This window comes from Thermomonas sp., assembly GCF_041905325.1.
Lineage (GTDB): Bacteria > Pseudomonadota > Gammaproteobacteria > Xanthomonadales > Xanthomonadaceae > Thermomonas.
This window is the reverse complement of the sequence record NZ_JAYRLK010000005.1, coordinates 208,612-225,467: the sequence shown is the minus strand read 5'-3', so window position 1 is coordinate 225,467 and position 16,856 is coordinate 208,612. Positions and strand designations below refer to the sequence as shown.

General features: G+C 66.6%; 11 protein-coding genes and 1 pseudogene. 5 read left to right on the top strand and 7 right to left on the bottom strand.

Annotation, left to right across the window (positions count from 1 at the left end):
- Positions 1-63: 63 nt before the first annotated feature.
- Together ACE3OK_RS07825 and prfB are read left to right on the top strand one after the other, a co-directional pair.
- Positions 64-321 (top strand): annotated as a pseudogene (locus tag ACE3OK_RS07825) (LytTR family DNA-binding domain-containing protein); the annotation flags it as partial.
- A gap of 187 nt (positions 322-508) precedes the next feature.
- A protein-coding gene (prfB, locus tag ACE3OK_RS07820; RefSeq protein WP_374248975.1) for a peptide chain release factor 2 occupies positions 509-1,637 on the top strand; the annotation gives its coding sequence in 2 pieces (ribosomal slippage) (positions 509-583 and positions 585-1,637; 1,128 coding nt in all).
- Positions 1,638-1,730: 93 nt separating this feature from the next.
- Here prfB and ACE3OK_RS07815 read toward each other — a convergent pair.
- On the bottom strand, positions 1,731-2,780 hold the full coding sequence (locus tag ACE3OK_RS07815; RefSeq protein WP_374248974.1) for a GGDEF domain-containing protein: 1,050 nt from the start codon (positions 2,778-2,780) through the stop codon (positions 1,731-1,733).
- A 171-nt stretch (positions 2,781-2,951) separates the two neighbouring features.
- Here ACE3OK_RS07815 and lysS point away from each other — a divergent pair, with 171 nt between their 5' ends.
- The 3 genes from lysS to ACE3OK_RS07800 all read left to right on the top strand — a co-directional run bounded on the left by lysS (position 2,952) and on the right by ACE3OK_RS07800 (position 7,811).
- Positions 2,952-4,463 (top strand): lysine--tRNA ligase, encoded by a 1,512-nt coding sequence (gene lysS / locus ACE3OK_RS07810; protein WP_374248973.1) that lies wholly within the window; start codon positions 2,952-2,954, stop codon positions 4,461-4,463.
- A 107-nt stretch (positions 4,464-4,570) separates the two neighbouring features.
- Positions 4,571-5,629: an HD domain-containing phosphohydrolase gene (locus tag ACE3OK_RS07805; RefSeq protein WP_374248972.1), complete on the top strand. Its 1,059-nt coding sequence runs from the start codon at positions 4,571-4,573 to the stop codon at positions 5,627-5,629.
- 4 nt (positions 5,630-5,633) lie between these two features.
- On the top strand, positions 5,634-7,811 hold the full coding sequence (locus tag ACE3OK_RS07800) for an ATP-binding protein (RefSeq protein ID WP_374248971.1): 2,178 nt from the start codon (positions 5,634-5,636) through the stop codon (positions 7,809-7,811).
- 3 nt (positions 7,812-7,814) lie between these two features.
- On the opposite strand, the gene ACE3OK_RS07795 is transcribed toward ACE3OK_RS07800, so the two are convergent.
- The 6 genes from ACE3OK_RS07795 to ACE3OK_RS07770 all read right to left on the bottom strand — a co-directional run bounded on the left by ACE3OK_RS07795 (position 7,815) and on the right by ACE3OK_RS07770 (position 16,723).
- Complete coding sequence (locus tag ACE3OK_RS07795) at positions 7,815-8,711, bottom strand: crotonase/enoyl-CoA hydratase family protein (RefSeq protein WP_374248970.1); 897 nt, start codon at positions 8,709-8,711, stop codon at positions 7,815-7,817.
- 196 nt (positions 8,712-8,907) lie between these two features.
- Positions 8,908-10,584: an AMP-binding protein gene (locus ACE3OK_RS07790; protein ID WP_374248969.1), complete on the bottom strand. Its 1,677-nt coding sequence runs from the start codon at positions 10,582-10,584 to the stop codon at positions 8,908-8,910.
- Between the two features lie 144 nt (positions 10,585-10,728).
- Complete coding sequence (locus ACE3OK_RS07785) at positions 10,729-11,343, bottom strand: GNAT family N-acetyltransferase (RefSeq protein ID WP_374248968.1); 615 nt, start codon at positions 11,341-11,343, stop codon at positions 10,729-10,731.
- A 66-nt stretch (positions 11,344-11,409) separates the two neighbouring features.
- Complete coding sequence (locus ACE3OK_RS07780) at positions 11,410-14,031, bottom strand: DEAD/DEAH box helicase (RefSeq protein ID WP_374248967.1); 2,622 nt, start codon at positions 14,029-14,031, stop codon at positions 11,410-11,412.
- Positions 14,028-15,086, bottom strand: a complete 1,059-nt coding sequence (locus tag ACE3OK_RS07775) for a virulence RhuM family protein (protein ID WP_374248966.1) — start codon at positions 15,084-15,086, stop codon at positions 14,028-14,030. The genes ACE3OK_RS07780 and ACE3OK_RS07775 overlap by 4 nt, the downstream gene beginning before the upstream one ends.
- A complete protein-coding gene (locus tag ACE3OK_RS07770) occupies positions 15,083-16,723 on the bottom strand; it encodes a site-specific DNA-methyltransferase (RefSeq protein WP_374248965.1) in 1,641 nt (546 codons plus the stop codon). Before ACE3OK_RS07770 ends, ACE3OK_RS07775 begins: the two co-directional genes overlap by 4 nt.
- Positions 16,724-16,856: the final 133 nt, after the last annotated feature.

Genomic DNA, 16,856 nt, shown 5'->3' with positions numbered 1-16,856 from the left:
GGCCGCAACACCGGTACCCGGCGGATCAGCTCGTAGCCGCCGAAGCACGCAGTGAAGGTCAACTCGGGCAACTACGTCAACCTGCGGGTACGCGGCCACGACTACCCGCTGCGCAGCACCCTGGGCGGCATCGAGGCGCGGCTCGACCCGGTCCGGTTCGCGCGCGTGCACCGCAGCTACATGGTCAACCTCGACCACATCGTCTCCATCGAACCGCTGGAGACCGGCGACGCGCGCGTGCACATGCAGGATGGCGCGAAGCTGCCGTGCAGCCGTACCTACCGCGCCGACCTGCGCCAGCGTGCCGGGCTGGAGGGTTGAGACCCGTTGGGTCCATGCGCGAGTTTGATCAACTCCACCCGTGGTGCGCCCGTCGCCAGCCGCCGCGGGTCTTCGCGCCCATTGCGGAGCTGCGCGTGGAAAGCTGGCGCAAGGATTGCGCACCGGCGCAAGAGGTGCCGCACGCTGTTAAAATGCGCGGTTCATCCGAACCCCAAGCGGTTTCCCCATGATCGAGCTCAATCCCATCCGAGCCCGCATCGCCGACCTGACCGGTCGGCTCGATGCGCTCCGGGGGTATCTTTGACTACGACACCAAGCGCGAACGCCTGGAAGAAGTAGAACGCGAACTGGAACATCCGGACGTCTGGAACGACCCCGCCCGCGCGCAGGCGCTGGGGCGCGAGCGGTCGCTGCTGGACAAGACCGTCAACGGCATCCGCAACCTGAAGGATGGTCTGGTTGGCGCCGGCGAGCTGCTGGAACTGGCCGAAATGGAAGACGACGAGGACACTGCGCAAGCGGTGGTGGCCGACGTCGACCAGTACGAGAAAGGCGTGGAAGCCATCGAGTTCCAGCGCATGTTCTCGGGCCAGATGGACAGCTGCAACGCCTTCGTCGACATCCAGGCCGGTGCCGGCGGCACCGAGGCGCAGGACTGGGCGGAAATGCTGCTGCGCATGTACCTGCGCTGGTGCGAATCGCGCGGCTGGAAGGCCGAGCTGATGGAGGTGTCCGGTGGCGACGTGGCCGGCATCAAGTCCGCCACCTTCCGCGTCGAGGGCGACTACGCCTATGGCTGGCTGAAGACCGAGATCGGCGTGCACCGCCTGGTGCGCAAGTCGCCGTTCGACTCCGACAACCGCCGCCACACGAGCTTCACCAGCGTGTTCGTGTCGCCGGAAGTGGACGACGACATCGACATCGAGATCAACCCGGCCGACCTGAAGACCGACGTGTATCGCTCTTCCGGCGCGGGCGGCCAGCACGTCAACAAGACCGAATCGGCGGTGCGCATCACCCACGTGCCCACCAACACCGTGGTCGCCTGCCAGACCGAGCGCAGCCAGCATGCCAACCGCGACCGCGCGATGAAGATGCTGAAGGCGAAGTTGTACGAACTCGAAGTGCAGAAGCGCAACGTCGAGAGGGACGCGCTGGAAGCCACCAAGTCGGATATCGGCTGGGGCAGCCAGATCCGCAACTACGTGCTCGACCAGAGCCGCATCAAGGACCTGCGTACCGGCATCGAGCGCAGCGATACCCAGAAGGTGCTGGACGGCGACCTCGACGAGTTCGTGGAAGCCAGCCTCAAGTCGGGCCTGGAAGCCGGCGCCAAGCGCAGCGATGCAAATTGAAAATCGCCTGATCCAGTCGCCGTTGTTGGTCATTCCCGCGTAAGCGGGGATGACGATCAACAGCAGGTTGTCCAGTGCTTCCTGACGCGCGTTTCAGCCTTGCGCGCGTACCGCGCGCAGGCTGCGGGCGCGGGCCATGCGCAACGACACGATGCGTGGCGTGCTGGACATCACGGTGATCAGGCCGGTGGCCGCCTCGGGTTGCTCCAGCGCGGCCTCGGCAGTGGCATCGTCCGGCAATTGCGCGCCCCAGTAACCCACCCAGGCATCGCGGTGGCGCTTGGCCGCGTACAGCGCGCGGTCGGCCATGCGCAGGGCGTAGTCCCAGCGATTGGCGGGGGAGGCGTGCTCCGCCGGGGCGTCGAAAAACGGAATCGGTGCCAGCCCCAGCGAGACCGTGACCGGCCGCGTGGCGTGCTCGGTGTGCAGGGTGTAGGCCATCGCCCGGCGCAGGCGGGTGGCGACCTGCTCGGCCTGTTCGCGGGTCAGGTTGGCGCAGGCCACCAGGAATTCCTCGCCGCCCCAGCGCGCCACCACATCGGTGGGGCGGCAGGCGGCTTGCAGGCGGCGCGACACTTCCACCAGCACGGTGTCGCCCGCGGCGTGGCCGTGGTTGTCATTGACGTGCTTGAAGTGGTCGATGTCGATCAGGAACAGCACATGGCGGGTGCCCTCCGGACCGCGCTGCGCAGCCATGGCATTCAGGGCGGCGGTGGCGGCGTGGCGGTTGCTCAGGCCCGTCAGTGAATCGACTTCGCTGAGCTGCCGCAGCAGCGACTGGCGCTTGCGCTGTTGCAGGAGGAAGCCGGCGGTGGCCAGCAGCAGCAGCGACAACACCGCGATGACCGTCACGTACTGCAGCTGCGACTGCCGGGCTTGCAGCGTCTGCACCTGATGGGCATGGCGCAACTGTTCCAGCGCACGCTCGGCATTGAGGGCGCGGGCCTGTGCTTGCAGCTCCTGCAACGCGGATTGCTGCCGGCTCAAGCGCCCTTGCAAGGCCAGGCACTGCGCACCGGCCTCCGCTGTCGTGGCGGGGGCGGGTGACGATTGCGGCGCGGCGGCGGGCACCGCCGGCAGGCACAGGGCCAGCACCAGCAGCAGCGGCAGCAGGCGGGCGGTGCGTGCGGTGGGCATGTGCATGGCGACGACTCCTCGAGCTTGCCTTCAGCTACGCAAGATGCGTGCCAGAGAGGTGACGGTTTCATGACGCGGCCAGCGTGCAGGGCGTGCTCTGCTATCCTTCCAGACCTGATCCGCTTGCCTCCCCCTCCCAGTGACGCGCCCGTGGCATGCGGGCGTGACGGATGCCCGATGAACGAAACCGCCGCCCCCACGCCCGTCGATGAAAACCACCTGATCGCCGAGCGTCGCGCCAAACTGGCCGCGCTGCGCGAACAGGGCATCGCGTTCCCGAACGACTTCAAGCGTGCCGACTTTGCCGGCGACCTGCAGGCCGAGTACGCCGATGCCGAACGCTGGACCGGCGAAGCATTGGAGGCCGGCGGCCGCAAGGTGGCCATCGCCGGCCGCATCCTCGCCAAGCGGGTGATGGGCAAGGCCGCGTTCGCCACCGTGCAGGACATGAGCGGCAAGGTGCAGTTGTTCCTGCAAGCCAATGCGCTGGGCGCGGCCTATGACGCGTTCAAGGGCTGGGACATCGGCGACATCGTGGCCGCCGAAGGCAGCCTGATGCGCACCAAGACCGGCGAGCTGTCGGTCAAGGTGGCATCGCTGCGCCTGCTGGTGAAGTCGCTGCGGCCGTTGCCGGACAAGTTCCACGGGCTGGCCGATGTCGAGCAGCGCTACCGCCAGCGCTATGTCGACCTGATCGTCACCCCGGAGGCGCGCGAAGTCTTCATCGCCCGCTCGCGCATCGTCCGCGCGATCCGCCACTGGCTGGACGCGCGCCGCTTCCTCGAAGTGGAAACGCCGATGATGCAGTACATCGCCGGCGGTGCCACCGCGCGCCCGTTCGTGACCCACCACAACGCGCTGGACCTGCAGCTGTTCCTGCGGGTGGCACCGGAGCTCTACCTCAAGCGGCTGGTGGTGGGCGGGCTGGAGCGCGTCTACGAGATCAACCGCAACTTCCGCAACGAGGGCGTGTCCACCCGCCACAACCCCGAATTCACCATGCTGGAGCTGTACGAGGCCTACGCCACGTACACCGAGGTGATGGACCTGACCGAAGCGATGATGCGTGACGTCGCGCTGGAGGCGATGGGCACCACGGTGTTCGAGTGGGACGGCCACGCCATCGACCTGGCGCCCGCCTTCCGCCGCTGGAAGCTGGAAGAGGCGGTGCGCGAGCTGAACCCTGAAATTTCCGTCGCCGACTGCCGCGACCGCGCCGCGCTGGCCGCGCACTGCGCGCGCCTCGGCGTGCATGTGAAGCCCGGCTACGGCTGGGGCAAGCTGCTGCTGGAAATCTTCGAGAAGACCGTCGAAACCGGCCTGATCCAGCCGACCTTCATCACCCACTACCCGGTGGAAGTCAGCCCGCTGGCGCGCGAATCCGACAGCGAGCCCGGCATCACCGATCGCTTCGAGCTGTTCGTCGGCGGCAAGGAGCTGGCGAACGGGTTCTCGGAGCTGAATGACCCGGAAGACCAGGCCGCGCGCTTCCGCGCCCAGGTCGAGGCGAAGGACGCCGGCGACGACGAGGCCATGCATTTCGATGCCGACTACATCCGCGCGCTGGAGGTGGGCCTGGCCCCCACCGGCGGGCTGGGCGTGGGCATCGACCGCTTCGTGATGCTGCTGACCGGCTCCAGCTCGATCCGCGACGTGCTGCTGTTCCCGTACATGCGGCCGGGTGGTTGAGCGCCGGCGTGGCCGGGCGCTTGCCAATGCCGCGTACTGTAAGGTAGACAGGCATAAATGATGCGTGGGCGGGGTGCCAGTATGCCCGGTGGGGCAGAGGGGTCAGCATGGACGTCGTGATTGTCGATGACCAGCCTTCGGTGCGTACCCTGTTGCGCCAGGTGGTGCAGGACATCAGCCCGCAGATCGAGGCCCACGAATTCGGTGAGCCGATGGCGGCACTGGACTGGTGCCTGAACAACCAGCCCGACCTGCTGTTGCTGGATTACCGCATGCCCGGCATGGACGGGCTGGAACTGGCCAAGGCCTTCCGGCGTTCGCCCGCCAATCGCGACGTCCCCATCGTGCTGGTGACGATCGTGGACGATGAGCCGGTGCGGCAGGCGGCGCTGGATGCCGGCGTGATGGATTTCATCCACAAACCGATCCGCATGCGGGACATGCGTTCGCGCTGCCAGAACCTGTTGCAGTTGCGGCAGCACAACGAATCGGTGAAGCAACGCGCGCTGTCGCTGGAGCAGCGGCTGCTGGCCAGCCTCCGCGAGGTGGAGGATCGCGAGCGCGAAACCCTTTCGCGGCTGGCGCGCGCCATCGAGTTTCGCGATGCCGGCACCAGTGCCTACCTGGAACGCATGGCCCACGTGGCCGGGTTGGTGGCCGAAGGGCTGGGCCTGCCGGAAGAGCAGGCGCAGGTGATCGAACTGGCCGCACCGCTGCATGACATCGGCAAGATCGCCATTCCCGATGCCATCCTGATGAAGCCCGGCCCGCTGGACGATGCCGAGCGCACGCGCATGCAGCAGCATCCGCGCATTGGCTACCAGTTGTTGCAGGACAGCCAGAACCGCTTCATCCAGATTGGCGCGCAGATCGCCCTGCGCCACCACGAACACTGGAACGGCAAGGGGTATCCGGACGGGCTGGCCGGTGACGACATCCCGATCGAAGCGCGCATCGTCACCGTCGCGGACGTGTTCGACGCGCTGCTCTCGCCCCGGCCCTACAAGCCGGCGTGGAGCATCGGCAAGGCGCTGGAGTTCATCGGCTCGCAAAGCGGCATGATGCTGGACCCGGACTGCGTGCGGGTGCTGCTGGGCAACCTGCCGCAGTTGTACGACATCTGCGACCGCTATTCGCAGGTCACCCTGCATCGGGACTGGCGCTGAGGCCGTGCACGCGGGCTGGCAATGGTTGCGGTCGCGCTTGCAGACGCGGGCGGACAGCGAGCATGCGCAGGTGTTCGTGCGCATCGTCATCACGTTCCTGTTCGCGGCGTACCTGGGGTGGGAGGTCAGCACCGGCGACGGCCGCCTGGCGCTGGTCGAGACCTGGCTGATCCTGCTGGGCGAACTGGGGCTGTCGCTGGGCCTGCTGGGTGCCATCCTGGCGGTGCCACGGCCGTCGCACCCGCGCCGCTGGCTGGGGATGCTGGCCGATTACGCGGCGATGGGCGGGGTGATGCACTTGCAGGGCGAGGCCGCCGCGCCGCTGTATGCGGTGTACCTGTGGGTGACCATCGGCAACGGACTGCGCTATGGCCCGCGTTACCTGTACGCGGCCACCGCGTTGGCGGTGGCGTCGTTCGCCACGATGATGTTCAACACCCCCTACTGGCTGGCCAATGCGTACCTGTCGTGGGGATTGCTGCTGGGGCTGGTGGCGGTGCCGCTGTATTTCGCCAACCTGCTGCGGGCCTTGACTGCGGCAATGGAGGAGGCGCGCCGCGCCAACCTGGCCAAGAGCCGCTTCCTGGCCAACATGAGCCACGAATTCCGCACCCCGTTGAACGGGTTGTCGGGGATGTCGGAATTGCTGGCAAGCACCCGCCTGGATGCCGAACAGCGCAGCTACGTGGAAACCCTGCAAGCCGCCACCCGCGCGTTGCTGGCGCTGGTCGAGGACGTGCTGGACATTTCGGCGATCGAGGCCGGCAAGCTCAAGCTGCGTCAGGAAAATTTCGACCTGCACGTGCTGCTGGAGCAGATCAACCTGATGCTGGCACCGGAGGCCCGCAACAAGCACCTGCAATACGCGGTGGACGTGGAGGCGGGCGTGCCCACCCGGCTGCGCGGCGATCCGGGCCACTTGCGCCAGGTGTTGGTGAACCTGCTCAGCAACGCGATCAAGTTCACCCATTCCGGGGAAGTGCGGATGACGGTGGCGGGCGTGGCCGGCAATGGTGCAAGGCAGGTGCGGCTGCGGTTCACCGTGGCCGATACCGGGATCGGCATTCCCGCATCGGCCCGGGCGAAGATCTTCGATGCCTTCGAGCAAGCCGACAACAGCATGGCGCGCAAGCACCAGGGCACCGGGTTGGGCACCACCATCGCCAAGGGGCTGGCCGAGGCCATGGGCGGCAGCATCGGGTTTGAAAGCAACGAAAACGTGGGCAGCCGTTTCTGGGTGGAGCTGCCGTTCGAACCGGTACCGGAGCCGGTGCTGGAACCGATGCCGGGGCCGGTGGCGGACGGCGTGCAGACGGAGCCGGTCACGGCGGCTGCGCAAGCGCCGAATGTCATCGCCTTCGGTGATCCCTTCGTGCGCCACCGCAAGCGGGTTCGCCCGATGCGGGTGCTGGTGGCCGATGACCATGCCGCCAACCGCCTGCTGCTGCAGGGCGTCCTGCAAAAGGCCGGGCATCGGGTGGTGGCCGTGGACAACGGCGAGGCGGCGCTGGATGCCCTGGCCGGAGGCGGCATCGACGTGGCCCTGGTGGACCTGCACATGCCGCAACTGGATGGCATCGACCTGCTGCGGCAGTTGCGGGTGATGCAGGCCGGGGGCGGGCCGCGCACCCAGGTCGTGGTGGTCAGCGCCGATGCCACCCCGGATGCCGCCCGCACCTGCCGCGAAGCGGGCGCGCGCGGCTTCATCACCAAGCCGTTTGCCATCGCCAAGCTGCTGGACATGCTGGCCGTCCTGGTCAATGGCGAAGCCACTGCCGAGGAATTGCCCGCGCCACTCGCACCGGCGCGGCCCGGGCAGGCGGAAGTGCTGGACCCTGCCGTGCTGGACGAAATCGCGTCGCTGGGCAAGGCCTTCGAGATCGAATTCGTGTGCCAAAGCATTACCGATGCGCGGGTGGCATTGGCGCGGATGCTGCATGCGGGGCAGCGGGGTGACTGGGATGAATTGCGCGAGCAGGCGCATGCGTTGAAAGGGGTGACCGGCAACCTCGGCCTGCTGCAATGCGCGGAATTGGGCGGGGCGATGATGCGGATGGGCACGCTTGAACTCCAGCGCGATTGGCAGCGCCATCGCGAGTTGCTGGCGCAGCGCCTGCGGCAAGGCGAGCAGGCGTTGGCGCAGCGCGGGAGCTGGACCCCCGCGCGCGAGGACAGTCAGTAGCGATCAGGCGTGTGCCACGGCGGCATCGCCGTGGCGGCGGTACTGCGCGCGGACCAGCCGTTCCATGGTGCGCAGGGACTTTTCGCCCAGTTGCAGCGCGGTATCCACCCATATGCCGGTGATCGCCAGCAGCTCCTCCAGCGGCACCGGCTGCGCCAGCGCGCGCACCTGGTGCATCGCCGCGCGCGCGCGTGGAATCCGGCGGTTGCTGCGCACGACATCCTCCACCGCCTGCACGCCCTGGCCGCGCGGCGCCAGCACATCCACCAGTCCCAGCTTGTGCAGTTCCTCGCTGGACAGCACCTCGCCGCTCAGCATCATCTGCTCGGCCTTGTGCGGGGCAATCCGCTTGCACAGGAACGAATAGGCCCCCATCCCCGGGAACAGGTCGAACAGCACTTCCGGCAAGCCCATGCCCACGCCCTCCTCGGCCACGATGGTGTGGCAGCTGAGCGCCGCCTCGAAGCCGCCGCCCAGCGCATCCCCCTGCACCAGTGCGATGCTGTGCGCGCCGGCACCCAGCCCGGCGTGGAAGGCATGCACGCCACGCACGCACTGGCGGGCGTATTGCAGCAGCGCGTCGCGGTCCTGGTTGCGGATCGCATTGCCGAAATACGCCAGGTCGCCGCCCAGATTGAATGCGTCGCAGTCGGAAGCCAGCACCACGTGGCGCAGACCCGTGTCGCCTTGCGCCTGCTCGCGGTGCAGGCGTTCCCCCAGGACTTGCTGGTAGTGCAGGATGTCGGCCACCAGCGCCGGCTTGAAGCAGGCCCGCCCGGTTCGGCTGGCGAGGTCGGCATGCATATGGCACCAGTGCACGGTGCCGTTGGCACCCTCATGGGTGCGCAAGGTGGGGAGGCGGGGTAGGGAAACCGGTGTTTCCGCGGTTGCAGTGGCCATGTTCGCTCCAGACTGGGGGCGCCAGCCCGGGCCTTGCCGGCGCGGCTCGGGGGAACCTCCTGATGCGGCCCGATGCGCTTCTATGCGCCCAAAACAGCGCCAGTGCAAGGCGGGGTGGCAACCGCTGGCGTGGCCGGCGACAAAAAGGCCCCGGGTGGTCGCCACCCGGGGCCGCAGGATGCGGAACGTGGCGGGCTCAGGCCTTGGCCGGCTCGCGCAGCTCCTTGCGCAGGATCTTGCCGACGTTGCTCTTCGGAAGCTCGTTGCGGAATTCGATGAACTTGGGCTGCTTGTAGCCGGTCATGTTTTCGCGGCAGAACGCCTTGATCTGCTCGACCGTCAGTGCCGGGTCCTTGCGCACCACGAACACCTTCACCGCCTCGCCGGATTTCTCGTCCGGGACGCCGATGGCGGCCACTTCCAGCACGCCCGGCATCATCGCGATCACGTCTTCCACTTCGTTCGGATACACGTTGAAGCCGGACACCAGGATCATGTCCTTCTTGCGGTCGACGATGTAGAAATAGCCCTGCTCGTCCATTTTCGCCATGTCGCCGGTGTGCAGCCAGCCGTCGGCATCGATGACCTTGGCGGTTTCCTCCGGGCGCTGCCAGTAACCCTTCATCACCTGCGGGCCCTTCACGCACAGCTCGCCGATCTCGCCCATTGCCAGGGTGGCACCGTCCTCGCCCTTGATGCACACATGGGTGGAGGGCACCGGCATGCCGATGGAGCCGTTGTATTCGCGCAGGTCCAGCGGGTTGATGCAGACCGCAGGGGAGGTCTCGGTGAGGCCGTAGGCCTCGGCCAGCGTCACTCCGGTCGCCTGCTTCCACTTTTCGGCCACCGCGCGCTGCACCGCCATGCCGCCGCCCAGGGTGAGGTGCAGGTGGGAGAAATCCACGCCATCGAAGCCGGGGGTGTTGAGCAGGCCGTTGAACAGGGTGTTGACGCCGGTGATGGCGGTGAAGCGCGTGCTCTTGAGTTCCTTGACGAAGCCGGGCATGTCGCGCGGGTTGGTGATCAGCAGGTTGCGCGCGCCGAACTTCATGAACACCAGGCAGTTCGCGGTCAATGCGAAGATGTGGTACAGCGGCAACGCGGTGACGATGGTTTCCTCGCCGTAGTGGATGTTGGCCCCCACCCAGGCGGCGGCCTGCTGCATGTTGGCCACCAGGTTGCGGTGGGTCAGCATCGCGCCCTTGGACACGCCGGTGGTGCCGCCGGTGTATTGCAGGAAGGCGAGGTCCTCGGGGGCGTTGCGGATCTGCGGCAGCGCGTGCATGCGGCCCAGGGTGAGGGTGTCGCGGAAGCGCACCGCGCCGGGGATGGCGTAGTCCGGCACCATCTTCTTCACGTGCTTGAGCACGAAGTTGACCAGCGTGCCCTTCGGGAAGCCCAGCATGTCGCCCAACCCGGTGGTGATGGCGCGCACGCCCGGCAGTTGCGCCAGCACCTCCTGGGCGACGTGGCCGAAATTGTCCATCACCAGCAGCACGCTGGCACCGGAGTCGGCCAATTGGTGCTTGAGCTCGCGCGCGGTGTACATCGGGTTGGTGTTCACCACCGTCAGCCCGGCACGCAGCACGCCGAACAGGGCGATGGGGTATTGCAGGCAGTTGGGCATCATGATCGCCACGCGATCGCCCTTCTTGAGTTTCAGCTCGCCCAGCAGGTAGCCGGCGAAGTCGCGGCTGAGGCGGTCCAGCGCGTCGTAGCTGAGCGTCTTGCCCATGTTGATGAAGGCGGTCTGGTCGCGGTATTTGCGCAGCGCCGACTCGAACACGTCGGTGATCGACGCGAACTCGTCCAGGTCGATCTCGGCAGGCACGCCGGCCGGATAATGGGCCAGCCAGGGACGATCGGAACTCATGCATTGCTCCCCTGCGTGAAGGCCATCGCTAAGTGCGGCGGCGTATGGATTCTCTCCGGATTTGAGCACAGGCATCCGAAGGTGGCAAGGCGCGGCGGCCCGTGCCGGGACGCATTCGCAAGTGGCCGGAACCGGCGTCCTTGTTCAAGCCATGGCTGGCCCAGGCCGTCCCTGCGGGGCCCCCTGCGCCAGCCGCGCGTCCAGCCGCGTGCGGATCGCCGGCCATTCGCTGGCCAGCACCGAATAGCAGAAGGTATCGCGCAGGCTGCCGTCCTTGTGACGCATGTGCGCACGCAGGATGCCGTCGCGCTGCGCGCCCAGCCGTTCGATGGCGGCTTGCGAACGCAGGTTCAGGTGGCTGGTGTGGAAGTACACCGCGCACATGCCAAGCCGCTCGAAGGCGTGGCTCAGCAGCAGCCGCTTGCAGGTGGTGTTGACATGGCTGCGCTGCACCGAGGCTGCGTACCAGGTGTAGCCGATGGCCAGGTTGGGCACCGTCGGGTTGATGTCGTAATAGCGCGTGCTGCCAACGATGCGGCCGTCCGCGATCACCGCGAACGGCAACATGCTGCCGTCGGCCAACCCGGCCAATGCCGCCTGCACATAGGCGCTGGCCGCTGCCGGCGTGGCGTCGGGCGCGCTGGTGAAAGACAACCGGCCGATGTCGCCATCCGCACTGGCGGCGGCCAACCCGTCGGCGTGCGCCAGCGTCAGCGGCTCCAGGCGCACGCCGTGGGCGGCGAGGGGGGCGGTTTCCATCTGGGTACTCCGGTTGCATTGCAATTGCGATGCGGTGTGGCGCGGCATGTGGAATTACAGAACCCGCTATGCCTCAAACGCCGCGCGGATCATGCCCCAGTCCTTGCGCTTGGGCATGACGAAGCGGAAGCGTTCGCCCGCGCGGCGCGCCCACAGCTGGCCGATGCGGCGCTTTTCCGCCTGCTCCGGGTTGTCGTACAGGTGCGCACCCTTGTATTCAACGACCAGCATGCGGCCATCGGTCATCCGCACCAGGAAGTCCGGGTAGAAACGCTGGTGGGACGTCGGCAGCGAGAACGCGCCGGGTTTGCGCTCGATGTTGCGCACCCAGTCGCGCACGCCGTCCAGCCGGTTGGCGATGAAGTCGGCGCATTCGAATTCTTCGCCCTGCGATTGCAGGTTGCCGATTTGCGGGAAGAAGTGCCTGGGCAGGGTGACGAAGCCGTTGTACTGCCAGTCCCAGGCGTAGCGGCCGGATTTGAACACGCATTGCAGGCGGGCATCGGCGCTCATCCGGCTCTCATCGCCCAGCAGGTTGAGGAAGCGCTGGTGCTGGCCGTGGCGGCGGGCGTGGGCGATGCGTTGGGCCAGCACGTCGATCAGCTTCACCCGCTGGTACACCAGTTCGCTGCAGCTGAAGCCGCGCACTTCCAGCAGGTGGCGCAGTGCGCCGGACAGCCAGGCGGCCAGGTCTTCCGGGTCCAGGTCGGGCGCGGCCAGGCGCTGTTCCAGCGTCCACTGCAGGTCTTCGAGGCTGGCGGTATCGCGCACGCCGAACAAGCCCAGCTGCACGTCGAGCTGTTCCAGCGGGTCCAGCTTGAGTTTTTCCGCATCGCCCAGCCGCAGGCGTGCGCGCTGCAGGGTTTCCAGCTCGCGCGGGAAGGTGGCGTCGTCCAACGCGGCATCCACCGCGGTCAGCGCCAGCGTGCCCTCCAGCGCTGGGGCATTGCCAAGATCGCAGAGCAAGTCGCCCTGCGACCACGCCAGCAGCGGCAGTTCAAAGGTCTGGCCCAGTTCGGAAGGCGTCTTCGGTGGCGCAGCCGCAGGGGATTGCAGGTGGGTGAAGGCCTGTTCCAGCGCGGCAACGGCGGCGGGTTCACGGAATGCCTCCTTCAGCGCCTTTTGTTCCTTGGCACTCCATTCGCCGCGCAGCGTGAGGCTGCCGGTTTCCGGGGACAGCTCCAGCTTGTTCTCGATCCGCTTGCGGGTGGCTTCGGGCAACTGCGAAAAATCCGGCAGCACCAGGCAGCCGTCCTGCGCCGGCAGCGGCACGCTGACGCTGGCCTGCGCGCGCAGCAGATCGTCGTTGCCGTTGCTCAATGCCGTGCCGCGCACCAGATCCTTGGCGTCCTGGCGTTCGAAGCCGGCCTGCACCAGCCCGTCGCGCAGGGTGGCGGCCACCTCGGCAAGGTTGTTCGACACCGCAAACGCATACGCGCAGTTCAGCGCTTCCTGCCGCTTGCGCGTGACCTGCGGCATCCGCAGCACGCGGCCCAGGATCTGCTCCAGCGCCATTTGCGTGCTGCTGCCGCGAAAGCTCATCAATACATAGGCCGCCGGCCAGTCCCAGCCTTCGCGCAGCTTGTCGGCGGTGATGACAAAGCGCAGCGTGGCCGGGTCGGCATCGCTCAGCTCGTCAACGCCGGTGGCCGAACGCGCGATCTGCGCGGCGGGCACGTCGAACTGTTCGATCAATGCCGCGCGCACGCGGTCGATGGTCATCGCGTCCGGGTTGTCCTTCTGCTGGCGCTCGGCCTGCAGCAACATGATCGGGCGCAGCGTCTCGCCGGTGGCGCTGCGCTCGGCATCGGCGGCGGATTGCAGCGCATCGAGTTTGGCGATGGCCTCGCGCAGCGCGATCCGCCAGTCCGGGTGCACCGCCATGTCCACCGGCAGCTTGATCATGTCCTCGCTTTGCAGGGTGGATGCGGAAATCGACACCAGCACGTTGGACGGCTGGTGCATGCGGTCGGGGGTGGCGGTCAGTTCCAGCACCGCGCAAGGGGCCAGCCGGGCCAGGGTGTCGAAGGCCAGCGCGCTGCCCTGGTTGTGCGCCTCGTCCACCACGATGAAGGGGCGACGCAGTGCCAGTGCCTCGGCCAGTGACCAGCCGCTGCCGTCGATGCCGCGGAAATGTTCCATCAGCGCGCCATTGGCGCGATACACCGCCAGACGGTCGGTTTCGGCCTGCTTGAAGGCCTGCATGGTGGTGACGATGATGGTGTCGTGGCTGTCCAGCACCGCCGGCGACACCGACAGCGCTTCGTCGATGTCCAGCACCGCCACCTCGCCGAACAGCGTGCGCAGCTCGTCGTGCAGCAGCGCGCCCGGCGTGCGCAAGGCCCGCAGGGTCTGGCTGCGGATGGCGTCGGTGGGCACCAGCCACAGGGTCAGGCTGTGCTCCACCGGCGCAAGGCTGCGCTTGACCCGGGCGATGGCATGGCCGCCGATCAGGGTCTTGCCGCCGCCGGTGGGCACCCGCAGGCAGACCACCGGGGTGTCGCTGGCCTCAAAGGCCGGCGGCGCGTGATAGGGAATGCGGAAGCCGAAGTTTTCCAGCGTGCATTCCTCGAACGCCAGCCGGCTGGCCACGCGCTCGCCCGGATGCGCCTGCGCCTGCGCGCGCCAGGCGCGCAGGAAGGTTTCGTAGCGGTCCAGCACGTCGGACTGGTAGACCTTCAGGCTCATGCGTCGTTGTCCTTGGGGGTGCGGGCGTTGCCGCGCTTGCGGGCCACGGGCTGCAAGGAATGGGCCGCATTGTCGAAATCGCGATCCACCGCCTGCGGCAGGGCCGATTGCTGCTTGCGCCAAGCATCGTATTGCTGCTGCGCGTGGCGCAGGGCATCGTCGTGGCGCACGCGTCCGGCATGCGTCAACAGGTCGCGCCCGCTCAGGTGCAGGAAATCGTCGAGCTTGGCGATCCAGTCCGCCATCGTCATCGGCTGGCGGTTCAGGGCCTGCAATTCCGCGAATTCCAGATAGGCGGTGACGATGCGGTTCAGCGCATCGAGTTCGGCTTCGTGCAGGTAATTCTTGGCGATTGGCGCATCCTGCCGGCGCGGTTGGCCGGCACTGGTGCTGGTCATGCCCATGTTGGGCTGGCGCGCATCGGCACGCGCCAGCACCACTTCGGCGGCGGTGTGGCCATGCGCCGCCCAGTGCATCTTGTTCTGCACGGTCTGGAAGAAGCGCTGGCTGGCGTCCGCCGATGCGTCGTAGTCAATACTGGTGGCGTAGATGTCCAGCACCTTGCGCCAGAACATCCGCTCCGAGCTGCGGATGTCGCGGATGCGCGCCAGCAGCTCTTCGAAGTAGCCATCGTCCGGGCCGCGCTTGAGGCGTTCGTCATCCATGGCGAAGCCCTTGACCAGATATTCGGACAGCCGTTGGCTGGCCCACTGGCGGAACTGGGTGCCGCGTGCGGAGCGCACCCGGTAGCCCACGGCCAGGATGGCGGCCAGGTTGTAGTGGTCCACCAGCCGGCGCACCTCGCGCGGGCCTTCGGCTTGAACAATTCGGAATTTCCGAATGGTTCGTTCAGGTTCGAGTTCTCCCTCGTCGAAGGCGTTGGCCAGATGTTCGTTGACCGTGGGGACGGACACCTGATACAGCTCGGCGATCTGCCGCTGCGCCAGCCACACGTTGTCGCCTTCCAGCCGCACCTCGATCCGGGTGTGCGCGTTGGCGTCGCGGTACAGCAGCAGTTCCGACTGCGGCGCGGGGTTGTCGTCCTGCGGGGTCACGGTGCCACCCGCAGGTGGTAGGGCAGTTGCTTGAAGGTGATGCCCAGCGCGCGCAGGCGGTCCGCGCCGATGGCGCAGCGGGCGCCATAGACCACGCGCGGACCGTCGTGGGCGGGCAGCAGGTCCAGCAGCGGGGTGGTGAGGACGTTGCCGCCGTCGATACTGCGGTCTTTCAGGATGCCGTTGTAGAGCAGGTACACGGCGCGGCCCTCGTGCACGCCCAGCAGCGGGCTGGCGGTGTCGGCGGCGGTGCGGCTGGCGCGGCTGGCCGGCAGGCCCATGCCGGTTTCGATGAACCAGACGAAGCGCGCCAGTTCGGCGAAGCGCACTTCATTGCTGATATGGCCGCGCGCGTCGAACAAGGGTTTGCCGAGCTTGCAGAACTGGAAGCCGCCGCCCAGGCCGGGCACGGCGTCGCCCTTGGCGTTGGTGTAGCCCTGTGCCACGCGCTTCACCCGCTCGGCGGTGACGTTGCGGGCGATGCCTTCATCCATTTCGACGAGGATGAAGCGGCGGTTGCCGCCGTCTTCGGCGTTCTGTTTCAGCACGGCGTGGGCGGTGGTGCCGGAGCCGGCGAAGCTGTCGAGGATGATGGAATCTTTGTCGCTGGCGATTTGCAGGATACGTTGGATTAGGCGGGTGGGTTTTGGCGTTGCAAACAAATCAGCCTGCTCGTACAAAATGGCCCTCAATTCCTTTTTACTTTGTTGATTGTCGCCTGCTATATCTGAAGAAAACCATGTCGTAGGCACAATGCCATCCGATACTTCCGAAAGGAACCTCTTCAGTCGTGGCATGGCGGAGCCATTTTTTCCAAACCATAGCCTGTTCTCGGTAAGTAGACGTTGATAAGAATCCTTTGGGACAGACCAACTCCTGCCAGCGGCAGGAGTAACCTCTCGCCCGCTAGGAAGTGTTATTGGATAAAAATCATGCTCTCTGTACTCCCGTCGAGTTAGGTCGCTCGACGTCCACGGCCCTCGCGGATCGTTATCTGGATTTTCGTATCGGGCGTCAGCTTCTTCTGTACGTGGCAGGCGAGAAAACTGGCACTTACTTTTGTTGCTTGCATAGCAAATCAAGTGATCGTGTACCGCCGTGACCAGGCGTTCATCATTATCAGGAGACACTCGTTTTTGGACGACGAAATCGGCCACAAAATTTCCGCCGCCGAGAATTTCATCCATCAGCAACCGCAAGGTTGCCACCTCGTTGTCGTCAATCGACACGAAAATCGCCCCGTCTTCCCGCAAAAACTGCTTCAACAGCATCAACCGTGGATACATCATGCACAGCCAGCGGTCGTGCCGGTCCAGGGTCTCGCCTTCCTTGCCCACCACCTCGCCCAGCCAGCGCTTGATCTCGGGCGAGTTCACGTTGTCGTTGTAGACCCAACCCTCGTTGCCGGTGTTGTAGGGCGGGTCGATGTAGATGCATTTCACCTGCCCGGCGTAGCGCGGCAGCAGCGCCTTGAGCGCCAGCAGGTTGTCGCCCTGCACGATCAGATTGCCGCTGTCGGCGGCATTGTCGGTATCGCCCGCGCACGACAGCGCCTGCACCGGCTCCAGCAGGCGGAACGGCACATCCTTGTGGTGTTTGACGACGGCGTCTTTGCCGATCCAGTTCAGGCTGGGCATTGCGGGGTGGTCCTTGCGGCGTGGTGAAGTGGGCCAGTCTGCGGGTGGGCCGTCGCAACGGCTGCGATGCGGCCCATGCGTCCCCCATCCATGCCGGGATGTCACGCTGGGCGGGCGTGCCGGAGGCGCCAGA

Coding starts and splice junctions, on each gene's coding strand:
- ACE3OK_RS07805 (WP_374248972.1), top strand. CDS start 4,571: ATGGACGTCGTGATTGTCGATGACCAGCCTTCGGTGCGTACCCTGTTG.
- ACE3OK_RS07785 (WP_374248968.1), bottom strand. CDS start 11,343: ATGGAAACCGCCCCCCTCGCCGCCCACGGCGTGCGCCTGGAGCCGCTG.
- ACE3OK_RS07795 (WP_374248970.1), bottom strand. CDS start 8,711: ATGGCCACTGCAACCGCGGAAACACCGGTTTCCCTACCCCGCCTCCCC.
- lysS (WP_374248973.1), top strand. CDS start 2,952: ATGAACGAAACCGCCGCCCCCACGCCCGTCGATGAAAACCACCTGATC.
- ACE3OK_RS07790 (WP_374248969.1), bottom strand. CDS start 10,584: ATGAGTTCCGATCGTCCCTGGCTGGCCCATTATCCGGCCGGCGTGCCT.
- ACE3OK_RS07815 (WP_374248974.1), bottom strand. CDS start 2,780: ATGCACATGCCCACCGCACGCACCGCCCGCCTGCTGCCGCTGCTGCTG.
- ACE3OK_RS07770 (WP_374248965.1), bottom strand. CDS start 16,723: ATGCCCAGCCTGAACTGGATCGGCAAAGACGCCGTCGTCAAACACCAC.
- ACE3OK_RS07780 (WP_374248967.1), bottom strand. CDS start 14,031: ATGAGCCTGAAGGTCTACCAGTCCGACGTGCTGGACCGCTACGAAACC.